11 protein-coding genes are annotated in these 15,702 nt (G+C 38.6%); all 11 read right to left on the reverse strand.

Going from position 1 to position 15,702, the window contains the following annotated elements:
* Positions 1-16: 16 nt before the first annotated feature.
* The gene (rpoC, locus tag CO050_01695; GenBank protein PJC31905.1) at positions 17-3,739 is read right to left on the reverse strand and encodes a DNA-directed RNA polymerase subunit beta'; all 3,723 of its coding nucleotides are present in this window, start codon (positions 3,737-3,739) and stop codon (positions 17-19) included.
* Between the two features lie 2 nt (positions 3,740-3,741).
* Positions 3,742-7,077: a DNA-directed RNA polymerase subunit beta gene (locus CO050_01700; protein PJC31906.1), complete on the reverse strand. Its 3,336-nt coding sequence runs from the start codon at positions 7,075-7,077 to the stop codon at positions 3,742-3,744.
* A 136-nt stretch (positions 7,078-7,213) separates the two neighbouring features.
* A complete protein-coding gene (locus tag CO050_01705; protein PJC31907.1) occupies positions 7,214-8,137 on the reverse strand; it encodes a hypothetical protein in 924 nt (307 codons plus the stop codon).
* A gap of 8 nt (positions 8,138-8,145) precedes the next feature.
* Positions 8,146-9,588: a translation initiation factor IF-2 gene (gene infB / locus CO050_01710; GenBank protein PJC31908.1), complete on the reverse strand. Its 1,443-nt coding sequence runs from the start codon at positions 9,586-9,588 to the stop codon at positions 8,146-8,148.
* 34 nt (positions 9,589-9,622) lie between these two features.
* Entirely contained in the window at positions 9,623-10,672 is a 1,050-nt protein-coding gene (gene nusA, locus CO050_01715) for a transcription termination/antitermination protein NusA (protein ID PJC31909.1), read from the reverse strand.
* Positions 10,673-10,811: 139 nt separating this feature from the next.
* Complete coding sequence (locus CO050_01720) at positions 10,812-11,351, reverse strand: hypothetical protein (GenBank protein PJC31910.1); 540 nt, start codon at positions 11,349-11,351, stop codon at positions 10,812-10,814.
* The gene (locus CO050_01725; protein PJC31911.1) at positions 11,351-11,539 is read right to left on the reverse strand and encodes a hypothetical protein; all 189 of its coding nucleotides are present in this window, start codon (positions 11,537-11,539) and stop codon (positions 11,351-11,353) included. The genes CO050_01720 and CO050_01725 overlap by 1 nt, the downstream gene beginning before the upstream one ends.
* A gap of 85 nt (positions 11,540-11,624) precedes the next feature.
* Positions 11,625-12,479: a hypothetical protein gene (locus tag CO050_01730; GenBank protein PJC31912.1), complete on the reverse strand. Its 855-nt coding sequence runs from the start codon at positions 12,477-12,479 to the stop codon at positions 11,625-11,627.
* Positions 12,480-12,541: 62 nt separating this feature from the next.
* The gene (locus CO050_01735) at positions 12,542-14,449 is read right to left on the reverse strand and encodes a molecular chaperone DnaK (protein ID PJC31913.1); all 1,908 of its coding nucleotides are present in this window, start codon (positions 14,447-14,449) and stop codon (positions 12,542-12,544) included.
* Between the two features lie 3 nt (positions 14,450-14,452).
* Entirely contained in the window at positions 14,453-14,914 is a 462-nt protein-coding gene (gene grpE, locus CO050_01740) for a nucleotide exchange factor GrpE (GenBank protein ID PJC31914.1), read from the reverse strand.
* Positions 14,908-15,633, reverse strand: coding sequence for a hypothetical protein (locus CO050_01745; protein ID PJC31915.1), 726 nt, complete (start codon positions 15,631-15,633; stop codon positions 14,908-14,910). Before CO050_01745 ends, grpE begins: the two co-directional genes overlap by 7 nt.
* Positions 15,634-15,702 lie beyond the last annotated feature (69 nt).

Consider the following 15,702-nt stretch of genomic DNA (forward strand, 5'->3'; position numbering starts at 1 on the left):
CACATTCTAACACTTATTAGTTAAGCATTACTGCGCGCTCGGGGGATGTGGGGATAAGACGACCAATAATAACATTCTCTTTAAGACCACGTAATTGATCTATATCACCTTTAGTTGCTGAGTTAGTTAGCACCTGGGTTGTACGCTGAAAAGATGCAGCTGACAGCCATGACTCTGTATGTAATGCTACTTTAGTAATACCTAATATCGTAACGCTACCAGTTGCAGCTTCGCCACCCTCAGCTAATATTTGTGCATTAGTTTTTTCAAAAGTATCTCTATTAATAACTTCACCAACTGTTAGAGTAGTATCGCCCGCAGTATCTATATGAACCTTTTCGCTCATCTTGCGAATAATAACTTCCAAATGCTTATCATTAATAGGAATACCCTGCGACTCATACACTCTCTGAATCTCATCTAGTAGATAGAGTTGCGAACCTCTTAAGCCCCTAACCTTAAGCACATCTTGCAGATTTAAGAACCCTGAAGATAGCTGCTCACCTGCTTCTATTAACTGCCCATCTTTAACACTAAGTTGTAATATATGAGGAATATGGTATTCACGTGTTTCGTCATCACTTGAACCAACTCCCTGAATTGTCACTACCCAACCTTGCCCCTCTTCCACACTAACTTTTCCAGATATTTCAGCAATAGGCGACTGTACTTTTGGTGTACGAGCTTCAAATAGTTCTTCTATTCGTGGTAAACCCTGTGTAACATCTAATCCAACAATTCCTCCAGCATGTTTAACTCGCATTGTTAACTGAGTACCTGGCTCTCCAATAGATTGCGCAGCAACTACGCCTACTGGTGTGCCCAGCTCAACCTGCTCTAAAGTAGCAAAGTCTCGTCCATAACACTTTGCACACATACCATACTCAGTGTTGCAAGTAATTGGCGAACGAACAACTACTTCAGTTATACCGCTCTCTGCAATCTTCGCAGCGTCTTCTTCTAAGATATAGGCACCTGCTTTATATAACACCTTTTTAGCATTAGGAACCAAAACATCCGCTGCTAAGAAGCGGCCTGCTATCCTCTCGGCAAAAGTTGCTTGGCGGTGATCATATGCAACAATTTCAAAACCTTGTCCCGCACCACAATCATCCTCCCGGATAATTGCATCATGAGCTACATCAACCAATCTTCTAGTTAAGTATCCTGCATCAGCAGTTTTCAAAGCTGAGTCAGTTAATCCTTTACGTGAACCTCTAGTAGAAGTAACATATTCAAAAATAGAAAGTCCTTCTCTAAAATTACTCTTAGTAGGGAGTTCCACAATTTTACCCAAAGGATCAACAACTAGTCCTCGCATTGCCGCTAATTGCTTTAACTGATCTCGACTTGCACGAGCTCCACCTGATTGAATAATATGCCGAATTGGATTCGTAGAAGACATATTGTCCCAGGTAAGATCAGCCAATTTTTCTGTAGTTTCAATCCAGATATCATTAGACAAGCTACGACGCTCAGTATCTGTAATTAGTCCCTGATTATAATTTTCTTCTGCCTCAGAAGTGCGTACTTCAGCTTCTTTGATCATCTTGTCTTTGTCCGCAACCATCTCATTATCAAAAACAGAGACAGATAATCCTCCTGAGCGAATGGATCCCCAGAAACCCAAATTCTTAAACGCATCAATCATTCCAGCAACTTTCTCATTACTATAGTCACCCATCGCGTTTTTAACAAATGCTTTCAGCTGTTTTTGATCAACAGTTTCATTAAAGAATTCCATCTCTTCTGGTAAAACTTCATTAAACCTTATCCTACCAACTGTTGTTCGTACTATATTTCCAGCACTCAATCGCACACGAATTGGCTCACGTATAGAAATTAGACCACTATCTGATGCTAGAATTGCATCATAACCACTGCTGAAGACTTTTAGATCTTCATCTTTTTTATCAACAAGTTCTGGATCTAATGAAGTTAAGTAGTAACACCCAACTGCCATTTCTTTATTTGGTACAGATACTGGACTTCCATCAGCTGGCTTTAATAAGTTCTGCACTGGCGTCATGGATTCTGCCGACTCTTTAATCGCTGCCTTGGATAAAGGAATATGTACCGCCATTTGATCTCCGTCAAAGTCTGCATTGTAACCAGAACATACACAAGGGTGAATACGAATAGCTTGACCTTCAATCAGTAAAGGATAAAATGCTTGAATACCCAGCTTATGCAAAGTAGGTGCACGATTTAAGAGCACGGGGTGATCTTTAATAACTTCTTCTAAAATATCAAAAACCTCCGCATGTCTTTCATCCAAAAATGTACGTGCTCTCTTTACATTTGGACAAAGTTCGCGCACAACTAATTCATGCAAAATAAATGGCTTAAACATCTCAAGCGCCATTTCTTTTGGAAGACCGCACTGATTAAGTTTGAGTTCTGGGCCCACTACGATAACAGATCTACCTGAGTAGTCAACACGCTTACCTAGAAGATTTTGACGGAAACGTCCTTGCTTACCCTTGAGCATATCTGAAAGTGACTTAAGCTCTTTACCATATCTACGTCGACGTTGAGTCTTATCTATCAATGCATCGACTGATTCTTGAAGCATACGTTTTTCATTACGCAATATAATCTCCGGAGCACCCAAGTCAATCAGATGTTTCAGTCGATTATTTCTGTTGATAACTCTACGATATAGATCGTTAAGATCAGATGTAGCAAATCTTCCTCCAGATAACTGGACCATTGGTCTAAGATCAGGAGGAATAACTGGAAGCACTCGCCAAATCATCCAAGATGGATCAATTCCAGCATTCTTAAACTCTTCAATCGTTCTCAATCTCTTAATAAGTTTTACTAATTGCTGCCCCTTAACTTTGTCTATTTTTTTGCGTAGATTAGTCATCGTCTTATTAAGATCCAATCTTTTCATCACATCTAACAATCCGTCTGCTCCAATTCCTACTTTAAGGAAATCAAGATTAGTGTATTCGCTTAAACTAAAGTACTCATCTTCTGTCAAAACAGAATGTGGTCTAAGATCTTTAATCAAGCGCATTAAACGCGTCATTAATTCTTCGGCTTGGCCCTTTTCAACATTTTCACGCTCACTCACATTAGCTACTCGCTGCTTACCTTTAAGCTTAAGCTCGCTCATAGCCAGTTCCGTTGATTCTTTTGAAGAACTTTTACTGCCCTTTGCCTCGGTTTCTCTGTCTTTAAATAAGGATTCTAATTTTTCCTTTTCTTGAGCATATAATTGAGTAATTGCCTCAATTTTTTCTTTTAGTCCTTTTTCAAGGTCGGCAAGTGCATTCTTACGCTTGTCCTCTTCAACGTCAATTATTATGTACGACGAGAAGTAAATTACCGATTCAAGGTCCTTGGCTGACATATCTAAAAGTAAAGATAATTTTGAAGGGGCCCCACGGAAAAACCAAACATGCGCAACAGGAGTTGCCAGTGTAATATGACCCATTCTCTCTCTTCTTACTCTAGAATGTGTTACTTCAACTCCACATTTATCACAGATAATTCCACGATAACGAACTCTCTTATATTTACCACAGTAACATTCCCAGTCCTTGGTTGGTCCATAAATTCGCTCATCAAACAAGCCATCTTTTTCGGGTTTTAAAGTCCGATAATTAATAGTTTCTGGTTTAGTTACTTCCCCATATGACCAGGACAAAATTTCTTCTGGTGAGGCAAGCTTTATCTGTAGACCACCAAAATCTGTTATATTTTTAATTTGTTGTTTAAACAAAACCATAATTATTCCTCCTCTACAATTTCTTCGCTCTCTTCTTTTAGCTCCTTATTATCGCTTAAATCATCTACAATGTCATCAGAAATTTTTGCTTTGAGTTTTTCAACATCCTCAACTTTTTCTTCTGGAACACTAAAGTCTTGTTGTTCCTCTTTCACATCAGTTGCATCCACACTCAATCCCAATGCCTGAAGTTCTTTAATTAAAACCTTAAATGATTCTGGAATTTCCGCCTCAGGAATTGTGGTACCTTTTACTATTGCTTCAAATGCTTGAGCTCTTCCAACTACATCATCAGATTTAATTGTCAACATCTCCTGTAATGTATGAGCTGCCTTATGTGCTTCCAGAGCCCAAACTTCCATTTCTCCAAGTCTTTGGCCTCCCATTTGCGCTTTTCCTCCAAGAGGTTGTTGTGTTACTAATGAATAAGGTCCAGTCGAACGAGCATGGATCTTATCTTCAACCATATGTATCAATTTCATAACATACCCAACACCTACGGTAATTGGTTGTTCATATAAATCTCCTGTCTTGCCATTCCTCAGCATTGCTTTACCTGTTAAAGGTAGCCCAGCGTTTCTCAATTCATCTGTCATGCGACTTTCTTCAACTTTTTCAAATACAGGTAAACCTACTTTAAATCCCTGACTACCCGCTGCCCAGCCTAAATGAACTTCCATCAGTTGTCCCAAATTCATACGCGACAACACAGATAGTGGTGAAATTATAATATCCACTGCAGTACCATCTTCTAAATAGGGCATATTTTCTCGTGGAACTACCTTAGAAATAACTCCCTTGTTTCCATGACGACCAGCTAGTTTATCTCCCACGGTAACTTTACGTATCTGGGCTACTTGAACAATGATCTTCTTCATAACTCCTGGCTCTAGCTCATCTCCCCCATCCCGATCTAAAACCTTCACATCAATTATTACGCCACGCTCACCATGTGGCATACGCAAACTTGTATCACGGACATCTCGAGCTTTTTCACCAAAAATTGCTCTAAGAAGCCTCTCTTCTGCTGTTAACTCTGTTTCACCTTTGGGAGCAATTTTACCTACAAGTATACTACTAGGACCAACTTCCGCTCCAACAATTATAATTCCATCTTCATCTAAATTAGCTAAAGCCTCTTCCCCAACATTGGGAATATCTCGCGTCGTCTCTTCAGGACCCAGCTTGGTCTCTACTACCTGCGCTTCGTACTCTTCGATGTTTACTGAAGTTAATAGATCTTCTCTTACCAACCGATCCGAGACAACAACAGCATCCTCATATTCCAATCCTTCGTAACTCATGTAGGCCACAATCAAATTCTGACCCAAAGCCAACTCTCCCTCTTCACAAGCAGGACCATCAACAATTACTTGACCCTTATCAACTTCTTCTCCCATAATAACTGCAGGTTTTTGTGTAAAGGTTGTGCTCTGAGCTGTTTTTGTAAATTTAGCAATATCATATTCTTTCTTTCCGCTCTTGTATTTCATAATGAGTTTAGTAGCATCAACATATTCTACTGTTCCTGACTCGGGAGCTCTAATAACACGCCCCATAGCCAATGGTACCTCTGCTTCCATTCCTGTCCCCACTACAGGAGAAGAGGCTCTTAACAAGGGAACCGCTTGTGACTGCATGTTTGTACCCATCAAAGCACGAATTGCTTCGTCATGCGCAATGAACGGAATTAGCGAAGCGGCTACACCTACAACTTGGCGTGGGACAAGATCAATATACTCAATATTTGTTACATCTGTTTCAATAAATTCACCTTCAAAACGAGCTGGCACACGTTTCTGCGTAATGTAATTATTTTCATCTATCTCAACGCTAGCATGAGTAAGATGATGATGTTCCTCATCATCTGCTCTTAAATATACGACTTCTTCTGTTATCTTCATTTTGTTTCCTTGTTTTTCAACTTTACGATACGGACTTAGCAAAAAGCCATATTCATCAATCTTGGCAAATAAAGAAGCATATGTAACCAATCCAATATTTGGTCCTTCTGGTGAACGTACAGGACAAATTCGTCCATATTGAGAAGAATGAATATCTCGAATCGAAAATGATGCGCGTTCTCTAGTAATTCCACCTGGGCCCATAACAGTTAATCGTCGTAAATTATCTAGCTCAGATAAAGGATTAGTTTGGTCAACTATAGAAGATAGCTGATTTGTACGAAAAAAATCATTAACAACAGCCATTAGTGGCCTAGCATTGACTAAATCTGTAGGAGTAATTTCTCCCTTAGAACCAGCTAAACTCATGCGTTCTTTTACAATTCTCTCCATCCGGAATAAGCCAACTCTAAAAGCCACGTGCGATACCAACTCACCCACTCGGCGTACCCTACGATTAGCCAAGTGGTCAATATCGTCAACTTCACCAATTCCATTCTGCAGTTGAACTAAATACCGCAATGTTGCTGTTACGTCTTCAGGTTGAAGCGTATGGAATTCATTTGTTTCTGGTATGTCCAATTCTAGTTTTTTGTTAATCTTAAACCTTCCAACTTTATTTAAAGTATAACGACGAGGATCAAAAAAAGTATTATGAAAATAGTCCTGTGCAGTATCAAACACCGCAGGTTCACCTGGTCGCATACGCTTGTAAACATCTAAAATACCTTCTTCATATGTTTTAGCTGTATCTTTATTAATAGTCGATTTAATATATTGATGATCGGGATCGTTATCTATATCACCAAAAAGTCCATTCAATTGTGCATCGCTTACTGTCTCTCCCATTGCACGTAGTAGTGTAGTAGCAGGAAACTTACGACGACGATCAATGCGTGCTGTAATAACATCGTTACGTCCCACAGCAAACTCTAACCAAGAACCATGAACAGGTCTAATTTCTGCCTGATACAACATTCTACCCGTAACAGAGTCTTGCTCTCCAGTAAAGTATACTCCAGGCGCACGAATAAGCTGACTAATAATACAGCGTTCTACTCCATTAACAATAAAGGTTCCCCTCTCTGTCATCACTGGAATATCACCTATAAATACATCTTCCGTAGACTCTATTTCTGTTTTTAGGTTTTTTAAGGTAACTGTAAGATATAGAGGTTGGGTAAAACTAAGACCTTTAGATTGTGCTTGAGGATCTGTAAGGCTAGGCTCCTCAAAGTGATAACCACTGTACGAAAGTCTCCAATTTTTACCAGTATAATCCTCAATTGGAAAAACTTCCTTGAGTAAACTAGGAATTTCTTCTTCCAATAACGAAGAATACGATTCTTTTAGAATAGCAATAAGATCTAATTTTGGCAGATTTTCTGGAAAGACTTTTCCCCAGTTTTGTCGTATTGTTTTTTTCTTTGACATCCGAAGCGTATTCTCATTAAAAAATACAAAAATAAGCGTAGGACACGCTCTTTTGTACTCTGGCGACACTGCCAGGCTTAATGATGAATGCTCATTCTATCACAGTCAACCAAAGCCGTCAACAGTTAATTAGGGATTAGTTCTTGTCTGTGGAGAAGATTTTGGGTTTTAACCAATCATTCGCAATAGTTGCAGGTTCTGTTTGTTTAACTGGAGCTGGTGAGAGAGTCTCTACTAACACAGCTTCTTCTACTTCTTTCCGTACAGGATCTGCGATCCGTACTGGACCTGCGGTCCCTACAGGATCTGCGACCTGCTTAGCTGGTTGTATTTGCATACGTACAGCACCGCTACGCATAGTTAAAGCAGCTGCTTCAAATGTTAATGCAGATACTTTATCTGACGCAAAGTCATCAGTTGCATGCTGTAATCCACGATAAAGATTAGTAGCAATGTCTTTATCCATGACAACGTTTAAGTTCTTTAGCACTAGCGCAATAATTTCTGAAACAGTTGGTAGCTTGGGATTAACAATGTTAACTTTTCCATATGAACTTACTTCTTGACCATTGCCAATATTTATTATATTAGCACTACTAAATAGCGCTGACTGGCTTACATATAACTCACCAATATCTTCAAGTTTACTCACTCCAACTGTGAATACTACGTCTACATTATTTCCACCGCTATTAAAGCGTACGTCTTCTTTTGAGAATTTAAGTTGTTTATCTGTTGGTTCAATAACAATATTCAGACGCCCAAGTTCCTCTGTGTAACTTACTTTCTCAATACTTCCTTCATCATATGGAAAAGAAATAACTAGATTTGCTCCATCCAAGGAAGTTTTAATTTTTTCTATACCAACAAGATTATCTCCCTGCTTGGGTTTAGAACTTGCTAGTACTGACACAGATTTACCTAATTTAAGCAGACCCAAATACAGACCAAGCGCTGCAGCAAGTTGATCAAAAGTTGCATTTTCTGGAACAACTATTGCAATGCTCTGTGCTTTATCTAATACTAATTTAAGCTGATTAAGTTCTTGTTGTAAACTCATAGTACTCACTATTGAATATTATAGGCTATAATAACATCTCCTTTAATAAAATCAAGTTCTGAGGATACCCCAATTCCATATTCACCTCCCTGTTTTGCTTCATTGACCTCAACTTTTTGCTGCTTAATAGAGACTATTTTACCCCTAGATATTTTTCCTTCATGCTCAACTTTAACCATATCCTTAAGTCTAAGGATACCTTGTTCCACTCTCACTCCAGCCACATTTACATCTCCAATGCTAAATTTAGCCAAAACCTTGGCCACGCCTGTGGCTACTTCTTCCGGTACGCTTGTTAACTCTTTAATTACATCTTCTACTTCCTCAATAAGTTGGTAAATAATTTTATAAGTTCTTAAAATAATTTTTTGGTCTGCTGCTAATTGTGTTACAGCAGAATCTGCATCAACTTCAAACCCTATAACAGCAGCTTTTGAAACGATTGCAAACTCTATATCATCACGATTAACATCTCCCACCCCTGAACGAATTACTTCAATTCCAACTGGTAACCCTTCCAACACAGATTCTAATGATCCATTTGAAGAAGATTTAACTATTAACTTCAATATTCCTTTCTTTTTATGAGTATCAGAAGTTGAATTAGTTTCCAACAATACTTTCGTAGAGGCATGTTCACCAACTCTTGTTACAACCGAACCGACTGGAACCAGTTTAGTAAAACCTAGTATTTCTACTGGTGAAGATGGTAAAACCTGATCTACTCTTTTTCCAAACTCATCAAGCAATGCTTTAACTTTACCTTGAACATTTCCTGCCTTAATAATTTCTCTATTTCTTAAGGTACCATTTTTAACAATAATAGTTGTTAATATTCCAGATCTTTTATCTAATTTAGATTCAACAACAACTCCCTCCAAATCACCTTGCGGGTTTGACATTAACCCTTGCATATCTGCTACTAAACCAATCATCTCCAATAACTCATCAATGCCTTTACCGGTCTTGGCTGAAATATTAACCGCAACAGTATCTCCACCATAACCTTCACAAGCAACACCTACACGTAATAAATCTTTTTTTACTTTTTCTGGATCAGCTGCTGGCAAATCAGTTTTATTGATAGCAACTATCATGGGAGTTCCCGCTTCCTTAATATATTTAACTGATTCTTCCGTCTGGGGTTTAACAGAATCATCAGCCGCTACTACCAAAATAGCTATATCAGCAACAACCGCTCCACGACTCCTCATCTTAGAAAAAGCTTCATGACCAGGAGTGTCTATAAAAGTAATTTTTGTGGGTGACACGTCTATCTGATACGCACCAATTCCTTGGGTAATTCCACCAGCCTCACGTTCTACAACTCTTGTTTTACGGATATAGTCAAGAAGAGAAGTTTTTCCGTGATCAACATGACCTAATACTGCTACAATTGGCGGTCTCTTACTAGAACTAGTTGCTGGTTTTTTTTCTTTTTTACTTGCCATTTTTTTATTGGAAAATTAGTTAACAACATGTTACTTATTTTTCCTCACTTACTTCATCATTTTTTAACTGTTTCTTCTCTTTCTCGTCTCCGCCAGAAGCATCGCGAATATCTATCTTATACCCTACAAGCTGTGCAGCAAGACGAACATTTTGACCATTTCTACCAATTGCCAGTGATAATTGATCTTCAGGTGCTAATACTAGAGCGTGTTTCTCTTCCTCATTTATCTTAACCGTTAATTCATCAGCTGGAGCTAACGATTGGCGAATAAATTGTTCAATATTATCGCTCCAGGCAATAACATCTATTTTCTCTTCTCCTCCAAGCTCATTTATTACAGCTTGTACCCGAACACCTTTCTGACCAACACAAGAACCCACCGGATCTACTCCTTGCTGATCTGAAAATACAGCTATCTTTGTACGAGAACCAGCTTCACGAGCAGTAGCTTTAATTTGAACAGCACCTTGAGCAACCTCAGGAACCTCATTACGAAACAAACCTTCAACTAAGCTCTTATCCCCGCGAGATACAATAATTTCATTACCACGGCGCCCCTCACGAATTTCTTTGACATATACAGCAATACGTTTATTCTTCGAATAGTCTTCAGAGGGAATTTGTTCTCGAGGAGGCATTATTCCTTGTGCTCGACCAATATCTATTAATACATTTGGTCCATCAATCCGAAGTACCATGCCATTTATTACTGTTCCTACTTTATCTTGGTAGTCAGTCATAATTGAAGATTTTTCTGCTTCACGCACTCTCTGCAATATTACTTGCTTAGCTGTTTGAGCTGCAATTCGCCCAAAGCCAGCAGGGGTAATATCTTTACCATCTTGAACTAGTTTTGCCCCACCAGTAACTGGATCGAGCTTGATCTTAATAGTTTCTTCAAACTCCTCACTATTCTCTGCATTTTCGTCATCTTTAAGATCTGGTTCATCAGTTCCATAGTCCTTATGATAAGCAGCCAGTATTGCCTGCTCGATAGATTCAAGAACAACCTTTGGATCAATGCCTCTTTCGGAGGCAACCTGATTCAATGCTAACGCAAACTCTGATCGTACTATTGCCATATGTAAATAATAAATAAGACGGGCAACAAACCCACCTACGCTTCATTTTAACAAAACTAGCCCATTTGAGCAAGCTCAAGCTATATATGACCAGGGTATACTCAAATATTAACCTAATTGTATACGGAAGTAATAATCTTTATTTTGCTACAAGCTTTTTAACTTTTTTTGCTACACTAAAACAAAACTCTAAGTCATTCTTACTATACTCCCTTTCCATTTCAGCAAGACCACCAAGATGAAGCCTGTTTCTTAACTCTCTCACATTATCTATCTCTATCTTAAGTTTAGCTGACTTAACTATTTTATACTTAAAACATAAATCTGTAACACGCACAAAATCAAGTTTACTTAAATTTCGCTCTTCCTTCTTACGAAATCCTGATATCACTTCCTCAGAATCACTTATTGGATAAATTACTCTAATATTTAAGTATTTCCACTCATCAATTAATACCACACTTTTCCCATTGCAAACATTTCTAAACTTCCACAGTAAAAGAGCTTCAATAATTGAAGCAGTATGAATAATTATCGTTTTTCTTAAACTACTAACCAAGGTTTTCTTATTCTCGTATGATTGTGACTCTGAAAGCGCCAAGAGATCAACAACATGAACAAACGCTAAATCTAAATTATTTTGAAGAATCCTATCATCAACAAATGGAAAATTACTCATTAAGCATCTGCGTCTCTAAGCATTCCTGACAACGAGGGATAGCCTTTTTGCTGCAGATAATTACCAAGTTTCATATCAGAACGAACCCCTAAGTCTACACTGTATTTCTTTTCTATAGTGCCAATCTTCATATCACTTCTAACCGATCGGTATACTCCTTTACTAGTGCGTGAACGATTACTTTTCATGCTTTAATTCTACCATAATTTCTGGCAAACTCACTTTTTCTGCACTGGATTCCCAGTCAAGCTGGGAATTACAGAGGCGGGCAACCTACTCTATCTCTTGGAGCTGTTTTAAAAGCTCTTTTTGACGGCTAGTAAGCTTTTTTGGAACTTGAATATTTAGCTTTATATACAGATCTCCCTTTGTTGAACGCCTGGGATAGGCAAGTCCCTTACCAGATAATCTGATTAATGTTCCAGGTTGAGTACCGGGTCTTACCTTAACCTTAATTGGTTTATCTAATGTTTCTACTTCCATCTGAATACCTAATGCTGCCTGAGTAAAGCTAATATCTTTTTCTACTATGATATCTTGCCCACGCCGCTTAAATTTTGGATGCACTCCAACTTGTATAACTAAATCAAAGTCGTCAAAGCGAATCTGGGTTCCATCGGCTACCCCAGGAGGAATCTTAACTTTTCTATTCTTTCCTTGAATTACAAATTCTTTTTCTACACCCTTAGCTGCTTCCATAAATTCAATCTTTGTCCTATAAGCTGCTCGTGGTTGATAAGACCTTGCTCCACCAAACGGAGAAGCTCCTCCAAAAAATTGCTCAAATATGTCAAATGGATCTGAGAATCCTTTGCCCCCTCCAAATATATCTTCAAATCCCGCTCCTCCAGCGCTACTGTAGGTATAGTTGAAAGGACCTTGTTGACCCGCCGCACTTCCACCTTTAAATGCATCTTCTCCAAACTGATCATACATCTGCCGCTTTTTAGGATCTGAAAGAACTTCATACGCCTGATTTATCTCTTTAAATTTAGCTTCCGCTGCTTTCTTATCTACTTCTTTATGCTTATCTGGGTGCCATCTTAGAGCCATTTTGCGGTAAGCCTTTTTCATTTCATCCGCCGTGGCTGACCTACCTACACCTAGTATTGAATAATAATCTGCCATTTTTTTGTATTAAAAAAGCGCGACTATCGCGCTTACCAAAATTACACAACCTAAACTAATAATTAGTCCTCAACAACTTCTCCTTCTTCAACATCCCCATCAACTTTATTAGGATCAGCTTTTGCAGGTTCTTCTTTATCTAACTCATTATTTTCTTTAGTTTCTTCTTTCTCCTGTTGTTCCTTATTTAAAACTTCTCCCACTTTAGATAACGACTGTGATAACTCTTCAATCTTTGTAGTTATTTCATCTTTTTCTCCCTTTTCAAGAATTTCTTTAAGCTCCTTAATTTTGTCTTCAATTTCTTTTTTATCCTCCTTTTTAATCTTATCCTTAGACTCACGCAAGGTTTTTTCAGCAGTATATATAACTGTTTCTGCTTGATTCTTTATCTCTATTGTTTCCTGCTCTTTTTTATCTTCCTCTGCATGTTCTTCGGCTTCTTTTTTCATCTTCTCAACTTCTTCCTCAGACAATCCAGTTGCTCCTTTAATTTGAATGCTTTGCTCCTTGCCAGTTGCTTTATCCTTAGCCTTAACCTTTAAAATACCATCAGCATCAAGATCAAACTCAACCTCGACCTGCGGTACACCACGCGGCGAAGGAGGAATTCCGTCTAAAACAAATCTTCCCAACGACTTATTATCCACTGCTCTTGGTCGCTCACCCTGCAACACATGAATCTCAACCTGTGTTTGATTATCTGCAGCTGTAGAAAACACCTGGCTTTTAGAAGTTGGAATTGTAGTATTGCGCTCAATAAGTGGTGTTTTTACTCCCCCCAATGTTTCTAATCCCAAAGTCAATGGTGTAACGTCAAGCAATAATACGTCTTTAACATCTCCCATCAATATCCCAGCCTGAATTGCTGCACCAGCAGCCACCACTTCATCTGGATTAATCCCCTTATGTGGTTCTTTGCCAAAAAATTTACCAACTTCCTCCTGGATTTTGGGCATCCTTGTCATTCCACCAACCAAAATAATCTCATCGATCTTAGATTTTTCTTTACCAGAATCTTTCAGACATTCTTTAACAGGTTCAAACGACTTGAGCACCAAGTCTGATACTAAATCTTCCAGTTTCGCTCTAGTTAACTTGGTAACTAAATGAAGTGGCCCATCAGCGCCTTGGGTAATAAATGGCAAGTTAATCTCCGCATCAGAACTCGTAGAAAGCTCTATTTTTGCTTTTTCTGCGGCTTCCCGCAACCTCTGTAAGGCTTGTTTATCCTTCTTAAGATCTATATTATGTTCTTTCTTAAAACTATCAGCTAAGAAATTTATAATTTTTTGGTCAAAGTCATCTCCTCCTAGATGAGTGTCCCCATTGGTCGCCTTAACTTCATATACTCCTTCATCAAGCTCAAGAATAGTAATATCAAAAGTTCCTCCACCTAAATCATAGACGGCTACCGTATGTGAATGTTTTTTGTCCAGTCCATACGCTAGAGCAGCCGCAGTTGGTTCATTTAAAATACGCTTTACTTTAAGCCCAGCTATTTCACCTGCTTCTTTTGTTGCTTGCCTTTGGGAATCATCAAAGTATGCAGGAACTGTTATAACAGCTTCTTCGACTTTCTCTCCAAGATAATTTTCTGCATCTTTTTTTAACTTTGAAAGAATCATGGCAGAAATTTCTTGCGGTGCATATTCTTTGCCTTCAACTTCCACAACCGCAAGATTATTTTTTCCTTTAATAACCTTATATGGCAGCCACTCCTTATCTTTCTGCACAGATTTATCATCAAATCTGCGCCCCATAAGTCGCTTGATTGAAAAAATAATCTGTTCAGGTTTTAAGACTTGTTGACGTTTAGCAACGTCTCCCACGACTCGTTTAATTGGGTCCACCACGGACGGCACAATATTTCTTCCTTCTGAAGAAGGGATCATCTTAGATTCGCCACCTTCCATCACGGCTATAGCTGAATTAGTTGTTCCTAGATCTATTCCTACTATTTTTGTCATATTTTAAGTATATACTCTTACTTCTGCTGGGCGCAACACGCGTTCCTTATATTTAAATCCTGCCCTTAACACTTCTGCTACAACGCCAATTTTTTTACCTGATTCTGCCTTAATTCCATCAATCGCCTCCATCACTTCCGGATCAAACTTAGATCCAGCCTCAAGCTCAATTTTGCTAACTCCTTCTTGAGAAAGTGTATCATCGAATTGCTTTAATATCAATTGTACACCACTTGTCTCCTCAAGATGATCTATTGCTCTAACCAATGCATCGCGCACAGGCAAAAAAGCTGTTATAAGTTTCGAATTTGCATATTTAGCAAAATCTTCTTTTTCACGTATCACTCGTGCTTGCAGATTTCTGTAATCTGCTACAGCCCTTTTCATTTGGTCTTCGGCCAGTTTCACCCTGTTCTCAACCAGTTTTACTTGGTCTTCCTTATTATATTTTATTTTTTTTACCATGATGCTACCTCTCCAAGTAAACGCGCACAATAATCTACAGTTGGTACGAGCTTGCGATACTGCAAACGTCTTGGCCCTACAACTCCAATATATATTTTACGTCCTTGGCTTAATTGTACAGGTGCAAAGATAAATGAATAAGGATTAAAGATTTCATCTTTTAACTCTGGTCCAATAAATATTCGAGTTCCCTCTTCTCCCATCTGAGAAAAAACATCATCCCAGCGTTCAAATTCATCCAACATTAATAATAAATTACGTGTAATATCTATATCATAAAACTCTGGCATATTTAACACATTACCCGCACCAGAATAATATAAATTACCATCTTCAACAGCTATAACTGAAAGCGTATTCGTGGCTGCTGCCAGAGCTCTTGTTAAATTACGAAGCATCTTATCAGACTGATGCCTTGAATCCCAAATTTTCTCTTTAATGGAGACTTCGTCTGCTACGCTCATATCCTGTGTCTGCATTAATTCTTTCACATATAGTTGAAGTGCTTTTGATGTAGGAATGCGTCCAGCAGATGTATGTGGTTGCTTAAGATAGCCTGCCGCATCCAATGCTGCCGTTTCGTTGCGAATAGTTGCAGGAGAAACACCAAGATCATACTTTTTTTCCAGCGTAACAGAACCCACTGGCTCAGCAGTATCTATGTACTCCTCAATCAGAACTTTCAAAATTTGAGTCTGTCTTTCACTCAATGTATCCATAATTAGCAGAATAATACCACGACTGCTAATTCCCTGTCAACACTTTACTAACACCCGGTGTTAACACCG

It is taken from the genome of Candidatus Roizmanbacteria bacterium CG_4_9_14_0_2_um_filter_38_17, assembly GCA_002788855.1.
Taxonomy (GTDB): domain Bacteria; phylum Patescibacteriota; class Microgenomatia.